At 62.4% G+C, this 14123-nt stretch carries 15 protein-coding genes; 14 read left to right on the top strand and 1 reads right to left on the bottom strand.

Annotated elements, in window-relative coordinates; all coding sequences use genetic code 11:
• The first annotated feature begins 144 nt into the window (after positions 1–144).
• The 6 genes from QQK16_RS05550 to QQK16_RS05525 all read left to right on the top strand — a co-directional run bounded on the left by QQK16_RS05550 (position 145) and on the right by QQK16_RS05525 (position 5430).
• Complete coding sequence (locus QQK16_RS05550; protein WP_284195432.1) at positions 145–975, top strand: M48 family metallopeptidase; 831 nt, start codon at positions 145–147, stop codon at positions 973–975.
• Between the two features lie 107 nt (positions 976–1082).
• Positions 1083–1490 (top strand): CopD family protein, encoded by a 408-nt coding sequence (locus QQK16_RS05545; RefSeq protein ID WP_284195431.1) that lies wholly within the window; start codon positions 1083–1085, stop codon positions 1488–1490.
• 7 nt (positions 1491–1497) lie between these two features.
• The gene (locus tag QQK16_RS05540) at positions 1498–2598 is read left to right on the top strand and encodes a hypothetical protein (protein ID WP_284195430.1); all 1101 of its coding nucleotides are present in this window, start codon (positions 1498–1500) and stop codon (positions 2596–2598) included.
• Between the two features lie 4 nt (positions 2599–2602).
• Positions 2603–3073 (top strand): CYTH domain-containing protein, encoded by a 471-nt coding sequence (locus tag QQK16_RS05535; RefSeq protein ID WP_284195429.1) that lies wholly within the window; start codon positions 2603–2605, stop codon positions 3071–3073.
• A 116-nt stretch (positions 3074–3189) separates the two neighbouring features.
• Positions 3190–4467, top strand: coding sequence for a glutamate-1-semialdehyde 2,1-aminomutase (gene hemL, locus QQK16_RS05530; RefSeq protein ID WP_284195792.1), 1278 nt, complete (start codon positions 3190–3192; stop codon positions 4465–4467).
• Positions 4468–4476: 9 nt separating this feature from the next.
• Positions 4477–5430: a hypothetical protein gene (locus QQK16_RS05525; protein WP_284195428.1), complete on the top strand. Its 954-nt coding sequence runs from the start codon at positions 4477–4479 to the stop codon at positions 5428–5430.
• 137 nt (positions 5431–5567) lie between these two features.
• Here QQK16_RS05525 and QQK16_RS05520 read toward each other — a convergent pair whose 3' ends face one another.
• On the bottom strand, positions 5568–5840 hold the full coding sequence (locus tag QQK16_RS05520; RefSeq protein WP_284195427.1) for an accessory factor UbiK family protein: 273 nt from the start codon (positions 5838–5840) through the stop codon (positions 5568–5570).
• A gap of 240 nt (positions 5841–6080) precedes the next feature.
• Here QQK16_RS05520 and glnK point away from each other — a divergent pair, with 240 nt between their 5' ends.
• The 8 genes from glnK to QQK16_RS05480 all read left to right on the top strand — a co-directional run bounded on the left by glnK (position 6081) and on the right by QQK16_RS05480 (position 13922).
• Positions 6081–6419 carry a P-II family nitrogen regulator gene (glnK, locus tag QQK16_RS05515; protein ID WP_284195426.1) on the top strand — a complete coding sequence of 113 codons (339 nt, stop codon included), beginning with the start codon at positions 6081–6083 and terminating at the stop codon, positions 6417–6419.
• A gap of 22 nt (positions 6420–6441) precedes the next feature.
• Positions 6442–7974, top strand: a complete 1533-nt coding sequence (gene amt, locus QQK16_RS05510) for an ammonium transporter (protein WP_284195425.1) — start codon at positions 6442–6444, stop codon at positions 7972–7974.
• 317 nt (positions 7975–8291) lie between these two features.
• Positions 8292–8780 carry a 5-(carboxyamino)imidazole ribonucleotide mutase gene (purE, locus tag QQK16_RS05505; protein ID WP_284195424.1) on the top strand — a complete coding sequence of 163 codons (489 nt, stop codon included), beginning with the start codon at positions 8292–8294 and terminating at the stop codon, positions 8778–8780.
• 2 nt (positions 8781–8782) lie between these two features.
• Positions 8783–9928 carry a 5-(carboxyamino)imidazole ribonucleotide synthase gene (locus QQK16_RS05500; protein WP_284195423.1) on the top strand — a complete coding sequence of 382 codons (1146 nt, stop codon included), beginning with the start codon at positions 8783–8785 and terminating at the stop codon, positions 9926–9928.
• Complete coding sequence (locus tag QQK16_RS05495) at positions 9925–10590, top strand: DNA alkylation repair protein (protein WP_284195422.1); 666 nt, start codon at positions 9925–9927, stop codon at positions 10588–10590. Before QQK16_RS05500 ends, QQK16_RS05495 begins: the two co-directional genes overlap by 4 nt.
• 10 nt (positions 10591–10600) lie before the next feature.
• Complete coding sequence (locus QQK16_RS05490) at positions 10601–11479, top strand: phosphoribosylaminoimidazolesuccinocarboxamide synthase (protein WP_284195421.1); 879 nt, start codon at positions 10601–10603, stop codon at positions 11477–11479.
• Between the two features lie 226 nt (positions 11480–11705).
• Positions 11706–13094: an EAL and HDOD domain-containing protein gene (locus tag QQK16_RS05485; RefSeq protein WP_284195420.1), complete on the top strand. Its 1389-nt coding sequence runs from the start codon at positions 11706–11708 to the stop codon at positions 13092–13094.
• 369 nt (positions 13095–13463) lie between these two features.
• A complete protein-coding gene (locus QQK16_RS05480) occupies positions 13464–13922 on the top strand; it encodes a DUF2846 domain-containing protein (RefSeq protein ID WP_284195419.1) in 459 nt (152 codons plus the stop codon).
• Positions 13923–14123: the final 201 nt, after the last annotated feature.

Raw genomic sequence — 14123 nt, 5'->3', positions numbered from 1 at the left:
ATGACACGCGCTTCGCCCTGGCTACAGCTGGGTGATGAGCATATGGTTTTTCTTTAGTATCAATTGCATACAGAACATTTGACCATCGCAGGCAGCAGGCCTGCACTGTACTTGGCAATCCCCGATAGATGCAGGAGTAATGTGATGACCCCCAGCCGATTCCCCAGACTGACCACCTTGTGCCTTGCCCTGCTGCTCGCCGCCTGCCAGCAGGTACAGACCACCGAGAGCGGAACGGTGGGAGTGGAACGCAAGCAAGCCATGTTCTCGCTGCTCTCCAACGAGCAGGTCAACAAGATGGCGGCCCAATCCTATGCCGCCTCGCTGCGTGATGCCGAAAGCAAGGGCAAGCTCAACCGCGATGCCAAGGCCACCCGGCGGGTACGCGCCATTGCCGACAAGCTGATCCCGCAGGTGGCGGTGTTCCGCAAGGATGCTCCCAACTGGCAATGGGAGGTCAATGTCGAGAGCAGCCCCGAGCTGAACGCCTATTGCGCCCCCGGCGGCAAGATCATGTTCTTTACCGGCATCATCGACCAGCTCAAGCTGAGCGACGACGAAATCGCCGCCATCATGGGCCACGAGATGGCCCATGCCCTGCGTGAGCATGGCCGGGAGCGCATGAGCAAGGTCTACAGCCAGCAGTTGCTAGCCCAGGGCATCTCGCTGCTGACCAAGGGCAAGTACGACCAGTATGTCGATCTGGGCCTGGATGGCTTCCAGCTGGCTGTCAATCTGCCCAACAGCCGGCAGAACGAGACCGAGGCCGATGCCATGGGTCTGGAGCTGGCGGCCCGTGCCGGCTACAACCCGGCAGCCGCCGTGACCCTGTGGCAGAAGATGGCCGAAGCCAGCCAGGGCCAGCCGCCCCAGTTCCTCTCCACCCACCCCTCCAACCAGACCCGCATACGCGAGCTGCAAGCGCTGATCCCACGGGTGCAGCCACTGTACGACGAGGCCCGCAAACGGCGCTAAGAGCCGCTACGCTGGGTTTTGTTAGCCGCTCTAAAGCTGCAGCCCACGGTGCCCACAGGCCGGGACAGTGCGCCCGGCCCTAGCTTTCCCACTTTTCAGGAACATCCATGCTCTGGGTCAAAGCCCTACATATCATCTTCGTCATCAGCTGGATGGCCGGCCTGCTGTACCTGCCGCGCTTGTTCGTCAACCATGCCATGGCGACCGACCCTGCCACCCAGGCGCAGCTGGCACTGATGGAGCGCAAGCTGTTCCGCTTCACCACGCTGCTGGGCGTGCTGGCCCTGGTGTTTGGCCTCTGGCTGCTGCGGCCTTGGATGGCAGCCGGCTGGATGCATGCCAAGCTGACCCTGGTCATGGGGCTGATCGGCTTTCATGTCTATTGCGGCAAGCTGGTGCGCGATTTTGCCGCCGGCCGCAACCAGCGCAGCCATCGCTGGTATCGTTTGTTCAACGAAATTCCCACCCTGATCATGATGGCCATCGTCATCCTGGTGGTGGTCAAACCGTTCTGAGCCCGCCATGCTACGTACCCTTATCCGCAGCCTGTTCAAGGCCGTAGCCTGGCTGCTCGGTACCATCCTGCTGTTGTTGCTGGTCATCATACTGATCAACGGCTTCGACACCGAGCTGACGCCGGAAACCCAGGCCTGGCTGGTCACGCCACCCAATCGCGTCAGCGATGCCGAGAATGGCTATTACTACCTGCTTGCCCTGGACGTGGTCACCGATGAGCCTTTGAAAGTGGCGCAGCAGATTGTCAGTGCTGCTCGGCAGCAAGCCAGTACCGGGCCGGCCTCCCTACCTGCCCTCAAGCGTCATAGCATCAACGACCTGCCCCGCTGGCAGGGGCTGAAGCCCGCCGAGCAGCTAGCCCAGGTCTATCGCGATGAGGCGCGCTACCGCGCGCTGATCACCCGCGAGCAGGCGGCGCTACAGCGCTACTACCGGCTGATTGCCGCACCTGGCTACCACAATGTGGCACCGGAGGAATCGCTGCTGTTCTCCTCTTCGCAGAGGCTGCAGCAATTGGCTACAGCCGAGCAGCTACTGCGCCTGCGTGATGGCGATACCGCCAGCCTGGCGGTACTGGCGCAGAACCTGCGCTTCTGGACTACCGTGCTGGAGAGCAGCACCGTGCTGATCGATGCCATGGTGGCCAATGCCCAGCTGCGCAGCCAGCTGCAGCTGCTGGAACAACTGGCATTGCAACAGCCCGAGCTCAAGCCCGCCCTGGCTGCGGCCACTGCTAGCCAGCTACAGCGGCTTGCCAAACTGGACATGGGCCAAGTACTACAGACCAATCTGCAGGGCGAGCTGCGCTTTTTCGCCCATGGGATCGCAGAAGCCAAAATGCAGGCGGGTCAGGCTAGTTGGGCCAGCAAGGCTGCCGACTGGTTTATCCAGCCCAATGCCACCCTGAACGACCTGCGCGATATCTATGCCGATGTCGCCAACCCCGACCCCGCCACGGCTGGTTACTGCGACCCGGCCCTGCGCTGGGCCTACAACCCGGCTGGCAAGATGGTGATCTGCGTGGGTGCGTCCACCATGAATCACTACGGCGACAAGCTCAACACCACCCAACAGGCTGCCCGCAAGCTCGCCGCACAACTGGAATGACATCATGGCAAAAGAGATAGAACGCCGCTTCCTGCTTAAAAATGAGGGCTGGCGCGGCCTGGCGGAAGGTGAATGGCTCAAGCAGGGCTATTTGTCGGTTGAGCGCGAGCGCACCGTGCGGGTGCGTATCAAGGGCGACCAGGCCTGGTTGACGCTCAAGGCCAATATCAGCAATGTGTCGCGCCATGAGTTTGAATACCCCATCCCGCTGGCCGATGCGGAAACCATCATGAGTGCCATGTGCCCCATGCTGGTGGAGAAACGCCGCCACCGCATCGCGTTGGGCGGCCATGTCTGGGAGGTGGACGAGTTCTCTGGCCAGAATGCCGGCCTGGTGCTGGCCGAGATTGAGCTGTCCGACGAGGCCGAGGCCTATGAGCGGCCCGACTGGCTGGGCGAGGAAGTGACCGAGGACCCGCGCTATACCAATGCCCATCTGAGCCGCCACCCCTGGCCCACCTGGGGGCGCGGCTGAACATGGCGGACGACAGCCCGCTGATACACCGCATACCCGCCCACGAGCGTACGGCGGCCAGCACCCACCGGGGGCGTGGCCACCGTACCGGCAGCAATCAACCGACAGGATCGACCATGAGCAAGAACGAACAACTGTTCCAGCGCGCCCAGCGCCATATCCCCGGCGGCGTGAACTCGCCCGTGCGGGCCTTTGGCGCCGTTGGCGGCACCCCGCGCTTCTTTGCCCGTGGTGCTGGTGCCTATGTCTGGGATGCGGACGACAAGCGCTACATCGACTATGTCGGCTCCTGGGGCCCGCTGATCCTCGGCCATACCCACCCGGCCGTGGTGGAAGCCGTACAGAAGGCGGCCGCCACCGGCATGAGCTTTGGCGCCCCGACCGAGGCCGAGATCGACCTGGCCGACCTGCTGTGCGAGATGCTGCCGTCCATGCAGCAGGTGCGCCTGGTGTCCAGCGGCACCGAAGCCACCATGAGCGCCATCCGGCTGGCACGCGGCTATACCGGCCGCGACAAGCTGATCAAGTTCGAGGGCTGCTACCACGGCCACTCCGACAGCCTGCTGGTCAAGGCGGGCTCCGGCCTGCTGACCTTCGGCAACCCTTCCAGCGCCGGCGTGCCGGCCTCGGTGGCCGAGCACACCATCGTGCTGACCTATAACGATGTTGCCCAGCTAGAGGAAGTCTTCGCCACCCAGGGTGAGCAGATTGCCGCCATCATCGTCGAGCCCTTCTGCGGCAATATGAATCTGGTGCGGCCGTCCGAGGCGTTTGTCACCGCCATGCGTGCCCTGACCGAGAAGCACGGTGCCCTGCTGATCTACGACGAAGTGATGACTGGCTTTCGCGTGGGCCTGGGCTGTGCCCAGGGCCTGCATGGCATCACCCCCGACCTGACCACTCTGGGCAAGGTCGTTGGCGGCGGCATGCCGCTGGCCGCCTTTGGTGGCCGCGCCGATGTCATGGCCAAGATCGCGCCGCTGGGCCCGGTCTACCAGGCCGGCACCTTGTCGGGCAATCCGGTGGCCGTCGCTGCAGGCCTTGCCACCCTGGGCCTGATACGCCAGCCTGGTTTCTTCGACAGCCTGGGCGCCAAGACCCGCAAGCTGGCCGATGGCCTGGCAGCTGCAGGCAAGGCCGCCGGCCAGACTTTCTCGGCAGATGCGGTGGGCGGTATGTTTGGTGTCTATTTCAATGCCCAGCCACCCAAGACCTACGCCGAGGTCATGGCGACGGACAAGCCACGCTTCAATGCCTTTTTCCACGGCCTGCTGGACGAAGGTGTCTATATCGCCCCGGCCCTTTACGAAGCCGGCTTTGTCTCGGCCGCCCACAGCGATGCCGATATCGAGGCTACCGTTGCGGCGGCCCAGCGCGTTTTTGCCAAGCTGTAAGCGCTGACGATGCCGGCCGGCCAGCGTAGCGCGCAGCAGACCTGGCAGTGGCTGCAGGGCCGGCCACGGCTGGCGGAACTATGCGCCGCCCACCCGGCCGAGTGGGCCGAGGTGCAGGCCGAGCTGGCCGCAGCCATCGCCCGGCGCCGCCCGGGCGAGCTGAAATCGCTGGTGGAGCAAGCCGCCATGCGCCGCCGCATGCAGCAGAACTTTCTCAGCGGCGAGCGCGATGGCCGTGCTTTTGCCCTGTTCGTGGCCCAGCAGGTACGCCATGCCATGACCGAGGAGGCGATACGGCAGTACGCCTTCTCGCAAGCCACCGGCGTACAGCAGGGCAGGGTACGCTTCAATCTTTTCAACGGCTGGGTGGCACAGCGGCTGTTGTTCAAGCGCGATCTGGAACGCAAGCCGGTGTCGCTGTTCTGGTTCCGCCTGCTCTGGCCCCTGCTATGGCAGCGGCGCCGGCTGATGCCGCTGGTGGAGAAGCGCGGCATCTACTGCTTTTACTCGGCTGATTTGGTGCAGGCACTGGCCGGTTTGATTGCCGGCCGCCACTGCGTAGAAATCGCTGCCGGTGATGGCACCCTCAGCCGCTTTCTGCAGCAACAGGGCGTGGCAGTACAGCCCAGCGACGATGGCAGCTGGCACGGCGCCATCCAATACCCCGACTCGGTCAGCAGGATGGACGCCCGCGAGGCATTGAGCCAGTCGCCCCAGGTGGTGATCTGCTCCTGGCCGCCCGCCAACAACCGTTTCGAGCGCCAGGTATTCCGCACACGCAGCGTGGAGACCTATATCGTCATCGGCAGCCGCTGCCAGTTCATCACCGGCAACTGGGCCGATTACCGCGAGCAGCAGCATTTCGACATGGCCGATGACCCGGCGCTCAGCCGGTTGGTGCTGCCGCCCGAGCTGGGTGCTGCGGTCTATGTTTTCCAGCGCAAGGCGGGTAGCCTGGGCTAGCGCCTGCCATGCAGCGGCAAGCTGCGAGGTCGGTATCATCGTGGTGTTGGCCCCAGGGAAACCCGGGTGTCGATCATGCTGGAGGCTCAGACAGCGAGCCCCTAACAGCCATCAATGGCCTCAGTTCAGACAGACCCTCAAAAATCGTCCTGAGGATTCACCGCGTCGCTGACGGCCCCCGAGCGGGCTTCCAGCACGGCGATGCGGTTCTCCAGCGCAACCAGGGTCTCGCGGGTCTTGGCCAGCACGGCCTGTTGCACTTCGAATTCCTCGCGGGTCACCAGATCCAGCTTGGCAAAGGCCGCCGTCAGCACGGCCCGCATATTCTTCTCGATATCCTTGGCTGGGCCGGCGGCCATTACTTCGGACAGTTTGCCGCTGACTTCATCAAACAGGCGTTGGGCTAACATGGTTTTACTCCTGGCGTTATCTCGTCACCCTCTAGTCTAGCAAACCACCGTTACGGCGGCCCGCCGCACCAGCGATAGGCGGACGACCATCGCATCGCACCAAAGCAGTGCAGATCCCACGGTGTACGCCCAGACATTGAGAGTAAGTGCTTGAATAAATAGACAATATAAACATGGCACGGCCCATGCTAACGCTACCCTACCGAGGTATCCACTGGTTCACCACCTTAAGGAGCGAAGATGAAGTTCGTTAGCGCCATCATCAAGCCGTTCAAGCTTGACGAGGTCAGGGAGGCACTGTCCGCCATAGGCGTGCAGGGCGTTACCGTGACCGAGGTCAAGGGTTTCGGCCGTCAGAAAGGCCACACCGAGCTGTATCGCGGTGCGGAATACGTGGTCGATTTCCTGCCCAAGGTAAAGCTCGAGATTGCCGTCAAGGATGACCTGCTCGAGCAGGTGATTGAGGCCATCGAGAAGGCGGCCAATACCGGCAAGATAGGCGACGGCAAGGTCTTCGTCTTTGATCTTGAACAAGTCATCCGCATCCGCACCGGTGAAACCGGCGCAGACGCCCTGTAAGCCCGCAAGGGAGGACTGACCTATGAAAAAACTGTTTACCGCGCTGGCACTGGCAAGTGCCATGAGCCTGGGCATCGCCTGGGCCGAAGAGCCGGCCGCCGCACCTGCGGCCACCGCCTTGACGGAGACTGCCCCGGCTGCCGCACCCGCTGCAGCGCCGGTCACCACCGCTGAAGCGGCACCTGCTCCAGCCGCGATTGCCACCCCGGCAGAGGCGGCCGCCCCGGCAGCTGCACCCGCGCCCACCTTGAGCAAGCCTGACAACGCCTGGGTGTTTGTCGCTGCCGCCCTGGTGATATTGATGTCCATTCCCGGTCTGGCGCTGTTCTATGGTGGCCTGGTGCGCTCCAAGAATATGCTCAGCGTGCTGATGCAGGTGTTCGTGGTGTTCTCGCTGATCTCGGTGCTGTGGGTCGCCTATGGCTACAGCGTCGCCTTCACCGAGGGCAACGCCATCTTCGGCGGCTTCTCCAAGCTGTTCCTGAAGGGGGTGAACGACACCTCGCTGGCTGCCACCTGGTCCAAGGGCATCTATCTGTCTGAGTTCATCTACATCGTGTTCCAGGGTGCCTTCGCGGCCATCACCTGCGGCCTGATCGTCGGTGCCTTTGCCGAGCGCGCCAAGTTCTCCGCCGTACTGGCCTTCCTGGTGATCTGGTTCACCCTCAGCTACCTGCCCATGGCTCACATGGTGTGGTACTGGGCTGGTCCGGATGCCTACACCGATGCAGAAGCCGGCGCCAAGGCCTTGCTGACGGCGGGCATGCTGTTCCAGAAGGGTGCGCTGGACTTTGCCGGCGGCACCGTGGTGCATATCAATGCCGCCGTGGCTGGCCTCGTGGGTGCCTACTTTGTCGGCAAGCGCGTGGGTTACGGCAGGGAAGCCATGACTCCGCACAGCCTGACCATGACCATGATAGGCGCCTCGCTGCTGTGGGTGGGTTGGTTTGGCTTCAACGCCGGTTCCGCACTGGAAGCCAACGGCATCGCCGCACTGGCCTTCCTGAACACCTGGGTTGCCACCGCGCTGGCCGCCGTGGCCTGGATGGGCGTGGAATGGATCTGGAAGGGCAAGCCCTCCATGCTGGGTGCCGCTTCGGGCGCCGTGGCCGGCCTGGTGGCCATCACCCCGGCCTGCGGCTTTGTCGGTGTCGGCGGCGCCATGGCCATTGGCCTCTCGGCGGGTGTGATCTGCCTGTGGGGCGTGCATGGCCTCAAGCGCCTGCTGGGTGCTGACGATGCCCTCGATGTATTCGGTGTCCACGGCGTGGGCGGCATCCTGGGTGCCATCCTCACCGGTGTGTTTGCCGATCCGGCCTTGGGTGGCCTGGGTGTGTGGGACTATGTCACCAATGCTGTGGCCCCCAACTACTCCATCGCCTCGCAAGTATGGATACAGACCCAGAGCGTGCTGCTCACCGTGGTTTGGTCGGCCGTGGTGTCGGTGGTGGCCTACAAGCTGGTCGATCTGGTCATCGGACTGCGCGTGCCCGAAGACGAGGAGCGCGAAGGCCTGGACGTCACCAGCCATGGCGAAAAAGCCTACAACGTCTAAGCAGACTTAGCGCTACAACAGAACGGCCCCTCGCAAGATGGGCCGTTTTGCCGTCTATGGGTATGCCCGCAACGACCGCTGGCCGCTACCCTCCAGGTTGATCAGCGGCCCCAAAGGCGGCGGTGACCGCATCAGCCCCGCCCAGCTTGTCACCCCGCGCGTGCATGCCGGACAAAGAGGCCCTACTATGCCCCCGGCGGCAGTACACCATGGCGAATACGGCCTATATTCCAAGCGCTACTTTTCATGTTGCATCAAGGTTTTGGCGGCCAGCCGAATTTCTGTAAAATCCACTTTTTGAAACAGGGGATTATCCGATGATCCAAGTCGGCCTCGTGATGGGTAGCAATTCTGACTGGGAAGTCATGCAACATGCTGCCCGCCAGCTCAAAGCCTTCGGCATTGCCTTCGAGGCACGGGTGGTCTCCGCCCACCGTACGCCGGATCTGCTCTATGAATACGCAGAGGCGGCCGAGGCGCGTGGCCTGAAGGCCATCATTGCCGGTGCCGGCGGGGCAGCCCACCTGCCTGGCATGCTGGCGGCCAAGACCACCGTGCCGGTACTGGGTGTCCCTGTTCCCAGCAAATACCTGCGTGGCGAAGATTCGCTGCTGTCCATCGTGCAGATGCCCAAGGGCATACCCGTGGCCACCTTTGCCATAGGCGAAGCCGGTGCGGCCAATGCCGGCCTGTTTGCCGTGGCCCTGCTGGCCAACGAGCTGCCTGAGCTGCGCGCCGCCCTTAATACCTTCCGCGAAACGCAGAAGAATGCGGTGCTGGCCATGAGCCTGCCCGAGGTCGAGTAAGCATGGCCAGCCACACGCCGATACTGCCGCCCGCCATGCTGGGCATACTGGGCGGCGGCCAGCTGGGCCGCATGTTTACCGTGGCAGCCAAGACCATGGGCTACCGGGTAACCGTGCTGGACCCCGATGGCAATGCCCCGGCAGCCGAGTTTGCCGATGTGCATCTGCGCGCCGCCTATAACGACCACGCTGCCCTCAAGGAGTTGGCCGAGACCTGCGCTGCCATCACTACCGAATTCGAGAACGTCAACGCCGATTCCATGCGCTGGCTGGCCCAGCATGTGCCGGTCAGCCCCTCGGGTGATTGCCTGGCCATCGCCCAGGACCGCATCCAGGAAAAAGCCTGGATACGCAAGGCTGGCCTTGCGACCGCGCCCTATCTGGCGCTGGAGACCGTGGAAGACCTCAACCACGACCTGGCACCCTACCTGCCCGGCATACTCAAGACCGCCCGGCTGGGCTACGACGGCAAGGGCCAGGTCCGGGTCGCAACTGCCGTGGAAGCCCGTGCGGCCTATGCCGACCTGGGTGGGCAGCCCTGTGTGCTGGAAAAAATGCTGCCGCTGGCCTGCGAAGTCTCGGCCATTGTCACCCGCAGCAATCCGCACGAGGTGGCCGTCTTCCCGGTGGCCGAGAATCGCCACGCCAAGGGCATACTTGATGTGAGCATCGTGCCGGCCCAGGTGGATGCTGCACTGGCCGCCCAGGCCCAGCAGATGGCCCGGCAACTGGCCGAGGCCCTGGATTACATCGGCGTGCTGGCGGTGGAGTTCTTTGTGCTCGACGGTGGTGAACTGGTCATCAACGAAATCGCCCCCCGACCGCATAATTCCGGCCACTACACCATCGATGCTTGCGTCACCAGCCAGTACGAGCAGCAAGTGCGCGCCATGTGCGGCCTGCACCCGGGCCGCACCGACCTGCTGTCGCCGGTGGTGATGGTCAATCTGCTGGGCGATGTGTGGCAGGATGATGGTGGCGAGCCCAACTGGGCCGTGCTGATGCAGGCGCCCAATGCCCACCTGCACCTTTACGGCAAGCGTGAGGCCCGCCCTGGCCGCAAGATGGGCCACTACTGCGTGCTGGCCGACACCGCCGCTGCCGCGCTGGAACAGGCCGAGGCGCTCAAGGACACCCTGGGCACATGAACACCGGGCTGGCAGCGCTGCGCAGTGCACTGGCAGCCAGCGCCCAGCCCGAGCGCGCACCCGCCATGCGCGCCTACATGCGCGAGCAGTTCGCTTTCCTGGGTGTCCCCACACCTGCGCGGCGCAAAGCCAGCGCCAGCTTTATCCGCGAGGCGGCCGGGCTGGATGCTACCGCCTTGCTGGCATTGGCGCAGGCCTTGTGGGCTCAGCCCGAGCGAGAATTTCAGTATGTAGCGGTAGACCTGCTCGACAAGCACGGCAAGCAGCTGGATGCCGACAGCCTGCCGGCACTGGAAGCCCTGGCCAGCAGCAAGCCCTGGTGGGATACGGTGGATGGCCTGGCGTCCTGGGTCGTCGGCGGGCTGGTACACCGCCATCGCAAGTTGCAGGCACGCATGGACCAACTGGCTGGCGTGCGTGACCACTGGCTGCGGCGGGTGGCCATCCTGCACCAGCTAGGCTGGAAGCAGGATACCGACAGCCGCCGGCTGTTCCATTACTGCGCGGCCAACGCGGCCGATACCGAGTTCTTCATCCGCAAGGCCATAGGCTGGGCGCTGCGCGAATATGCCTATACCGATGCAGACGCAGTACGTGTCTTCGTCACCCACACCCCGCTCTCGCCCCTGTCGCGGCGGGAAGCACTGAAACATCTGACCTAGGAGCGCCAGCATGGACGGCCTGACCCAAACCAATCTCAAGAGCCTGAAGAAGATCTACAGCGGCAAGGTACGCGATCTGTACGAGATCGACGAGCAGCGCATGCTGATGATCGCCACCGATCGCCTGTCGGCCTTCGATGTCATCCTCAACGAGCCCATCCCGGCCAAGGGCAAGATACTGACCGCCATCTCCAACTTCTGGTTCGACAAGCTCAAGCACCTGGTGCCCAGCCACTTCACCGGCGACAAGCCGGAGGACATGGTCAGCGCCGAGGACCTGCCGCAGGTCGAAGGCCGCGCCGTGGTATGCAAGCGCCTCAAGCCCGTGCCGGTGGAAGCCGTGGTGCGCGGCTATATCGTCGGTGGCGGCTGGAAGGATTACAAGGCCACGGGCAAGGTCAGCGGCATCACCCTGCCCACCGGGCTGGTCGAGGCCCAGAAGCTGCCCGAGCCCATCTTTACCCCATCCACCAAGGCGGCTGTAGGCGACCATGACGAGCCCATCTCCTTCGAGCAGATGAGCGAGCTGGTGGGCGCCGAGCTGGCCGCCCAGGTGCGCGACACCGCCATCAAGCTCTACCTGGCTGCCAGTGAGTATGCTGCCACCCGTGGCATCATCATCGCCGACACCAAGTTCGAATTCGGCCTGGATGCCGATGGCACGCTGACCCTGATGGACGAGGCGCTGACCCCGGACTCCAGCCGCTTCTGGCCTGCCGACCAATACCAGCCCGGCAGCAACCCACCCAGCTACGACAAGCAGTTCGTGCGCGACTGGCTGGAAACCACCGGGTGGAACAAGACCCCCCCCGCGCCTGCCCTGCCGGTCGAAGTTGGTGAAAAAACCGCGGCCAAGTACCGCGAAGCGTTGGAAAAACTGACAGGCTGATCCCGCTCCGCATCAGCAGTCAGCATCACCGCCTTGCCGACGGCCGCCCAGCGGCCAAGGCAGGGCGTGCGCTGTCGTGGCTCGCGCCGCGGCACCCGTCCTCGCCCTGGCCCATCGCCCCATAAAAAACAGCCACCTTGCACTGCAACACCTTGGGGGCGGCACATTTCTCGGTCTATCCTGATGAACGACAGGGTATGAATCCACACGAAATGGCAGGCTACACATGGTCTTCGGGCTGATCAAAAAGCTGTTCGGTGGCGAGGAAACGCCTCCCCCACCTACTTCCGCCGCCCAGGCTGCACGTACTTCGCCCAACACCGTCACACCGGCCACCAGTGCCTTGGGCGCGGCACCGGGACAGGCTGGCTTCGTGGCAGGTGTTCCTACCGAGACCATGTTGCAGCGGGAAATCGTGCTGGATCGCGAACTCAAGGTGGTGGGCTATGACTTCCGCCTGCGCGACAGTGTGCTCAAGCGCAAGGACAAGATGGCGCACTCGGTCTGGAAGCTGTACGACGAGGTGCTGTTGCGCAACTTCCTGGCCGAGGAATCCACCAAAGCCTTCGGCGCCAAACGCATCTTTCTGGAAGTTTCGGTCTGGGCGCTGGACAGCCCCCTGCTGGCCAAGCTGCCCAAGGGCCGCTTTGTGCTCATGCTGCACTACAACGCCGAGTTCTTTCAGGATGCGCTCGAGCATATCGAGATGCTGCAGGCCCTCAAGGACCAGGGCTTCCAGCTGGGCTTCGACAATTTCCCCATGGATGCCGCCCTGCTGCCACTGTTCCAGATGGCTGACTACCACAAGCTGTCGGTGTCCGATAAGGATGTTACCGAGCTGTCCAAGATCATTTCGGCCACCGCCAATGCCGCGCCGGACGCCGAGTTGCTGGTGGGCGACATCCATTTCTTCGAGGAACTGCAGGTCTGCCGCCAGTTACAGGTGCACTATCTGCAAGGCAGCTACCTGCGCCGCAAGGAGCTGTCCGAGGCCGATGCCGTGGATGCCAGCTATCTGCGGCTGCTGGAGGTACTGAACCTGGTACGCGCCGAGGCAGAGCCACCGGTGATAGCCAACGCCATGAAGTACGACCCCATGCTCAGCTTCAAGCTGCTGCGCTATGTCAACTCGCCCGGCGCCGGCCTGCTGGCCAAGGTGGAGACACTGGACCGCGCCATGATCGTGCTGGGCCACAAGCAGCTCTACCGCTGGCTGACTCTGCTGCTGTTCAGCCATGAGCGGCAGGAAGGCGACCACAGCCTGCTACTGGAAACCGCATTGCTGCGGGGCCGCATCATGGAAACCCTGGGTGCCAAGCAGTTTAAGCGCGAAGAGCTGGACCAGTTGTTCACCACTGGCATGTTCTCCATGCTCGATGCCCTGCTGCGCCAGCCCATGGAAAAGATCGTGGAGAAGCTGAACCTGCCCGACCAGATCAACCAGGCCTTACTCACCCAGGAAGGTCGCTTCGGCCCCCTGCTGGCGCTGGCGCTGGCCTGCGAAGACGGCGACTTGCCGGAAGACCCCAAGCTGTTCGCTGCTGCCGGCGTCAGCAAATCCGAAGCCAACCGGGCACAGATAGAGGCCTTGCTGTGGGTGGAGGAAGTGGTTTGAGGGTGCGGGCGAGACCGGTTCACGGTAGATTTAGCGTAAGCGTAACAGGCTGGACTACTGCGGCTGGATGGTTGCTAACTGCCGCCCCATGTACCGTTTGCTGCGATCGAACTTGTCCAACTCACCGAAGCGCAGCTTCGTTAACAGCACTCAATTTGTAGCAAATTCAACCTAATTCTAATTATGACATTCGAGTTTATCTCTCATCGTACAAAGTAGGAACAAGGATAGTACTGCGGGTGAGCGCCTCATTGGAATCACTTAACATGATGAACGCTTTACGAAAAATCCAAAACGGGTAGATTATTACGCTCCCAGCAACTAGTCGCTGGGTCAATTACTACCAGTTAACGATTATAGGAAAAATCTATGTTTCGCAAGATAGCATTAGCCGGCGCCGTCGCTATCCTGGTTACAGGCTGCGCATCTGTACCAATGGAAAGCAAGGAAGTGTCCGACCAAGCGAAGCGTTTTGCTCCGCCTGCACCTGGCAAAGCAGGTCTCTATATCTATCGATCCGCCGGTTTGGGTGCCGCCCTGAAGAAGGATATTTTGGTTGACGGAAAGTGCATTGGCGAATCAGCGCCGAACGTCTTCTTCTATGAAGAAGTGGCCGGAGACCAAGAGCATACCATTGCGACAGAGTCAGAGTTCTCGCCAAATGAAATCAAGCTCGCTGTAACCAGTGGCATTCACTATTTTATTAATCAGTACATAAAAATGGGTGCATTTGTTGGCGGAGCAAACCTGGAAGTGGTTAAAGAAGCCGATGGGAAAGCAGCAATTCAGTCCCTAGAAATGGCCAAGAAGGGCAATTGCGGCGGTTAACAAGGTCGTACGCGTTTAGCCGGACTTCAGTCTGCTCTTCTTGACTGTAGTCCGGCCAAACGGACTGGAGATAGAGCTTTATCTATCTCTGCAGTGCCAGTAAGCAGCCAGGGAAATTATTTGGAGCACACCAGTATCTTCAAGAGCAACACCCCTGTTCCGAGCAGCGAAGGGTATGGCAGTCTGAGGCTTAGTGGCTAT

The organism is Chitinimonas prasina (genome assembly GCF_030160395.1).
In the GTDB taxonomy this organism is placed as follows: domain Bacteria; phylum Pseudomonadota; class Gammaproteobacteria; order Burkholderiales; family Chitinimonadaceae; genus Chitinimonas; species Chitinimonas prasina.
The sequence above is the reverse complement of the archived record's forward strand: the minus strand, read 5'-3'. Positions and strand labels throughout refer to the sequence as shown.

Coding starts and splice junctions, on each gene's coding strand:
- QQK16_RS05550 (WP_284195432.1), top strand. CDS start 145: ATGACCCCCAGCCGATTCCCCAGACTGACCACCTTGTGCCTTGCCCTG.
- QQK16_RS05545 (WP_284195431.1), top strand. CDS start 1,083: ATGCTCTGGGTCAAAGCCCTACATATCATCTTCGTCATCAGCTGGATG.
- QQK16_RS05540 (WP_284195430.1), top strand. CDS start 1,498: ATGCTACGTACCCTTATCCGCAGCCTGTTCAAGGCCGTAGCCTGGCTG.
- QQK16_RS05535 (WP_284195429.1), top strand. CDS start 2,603: ATGGCAAAAGAGATAGAACGCCGCTTCCTGCTTAAAAATGAGGGCTGG.
- hemL (WP_284195792.1), top strand. CDS start 3,190: ATGAGCAAGAACGAACAACTGTTCCAGCGCGCCCAGCGCCATATCCCC.
- QQK16_RS05525 (WP_284195428.1), top strand. CDS start 4,477: ATGCCGGCCGGCCAGCGTAGCGCGCAGCAGACCTGGCAGTGGCTGCAG.
- QQK16_RS05520 (WP_284195427.1), bottom strand. CDS start 5,840: ATGTTAGCCCAACGCCTGTTTGATGAAGTCAGCGGCAAACTGTCCGAA.
- glnK (WP_284195426.1), top strand. CDS start 6,081: ATGAAGTTCGTTAGCGCCATCATCAAGCCGTTCAAGCTTGACGAGGTC.
- amt (WP_284195425.1), top strand. CDS start 6,442: ATGAAAAAACTGTTTACCGCGCTGGCACTGGCAAGTGCCATGAGCCTG.
- purE (WP_284195424.1), top strand. CDS start 8,292: ATGATCCAAGTCGGCCTCGTGATGGGTAGCAATTCTGACTGGGAAGTC.
- QQK16_RS05500 (WP_284195423.1), top strand. CDS start 8,783: ATGGCCAGCCACACGCCGATACTGCCGCCCGCCATGCTGGGCATACTG.
- QQK16_RS05495 (WP_284195422.1), top strand. CDS start 9,925: ATGAACACCGGGCTGGCAGCGCTGCGCAGTGCACTGGCAGCCAGCGCC.
- QQK16_RS05490 (WP_284195421.1), top strand. CDS start 10,601: ATGGACGGCCTGACCCAAACCAATCTCAAGAGCCTGAAGAAGATCTAC.
- QQK16_RS05485 (WP_284195420.1), top strand. CDS start 11,706: ATGGTCTTCGGGCTGATCAAAAAGCTGTTCGGTGGCGAGGAAACGCCT.
- QQK16_RS05480 (WP_284195419.1), top strand. CDS start 13,464: ATGTTTCGCAAGATAGCATTAGCCGGCGCCGTCGCTATCCTGGTTACA.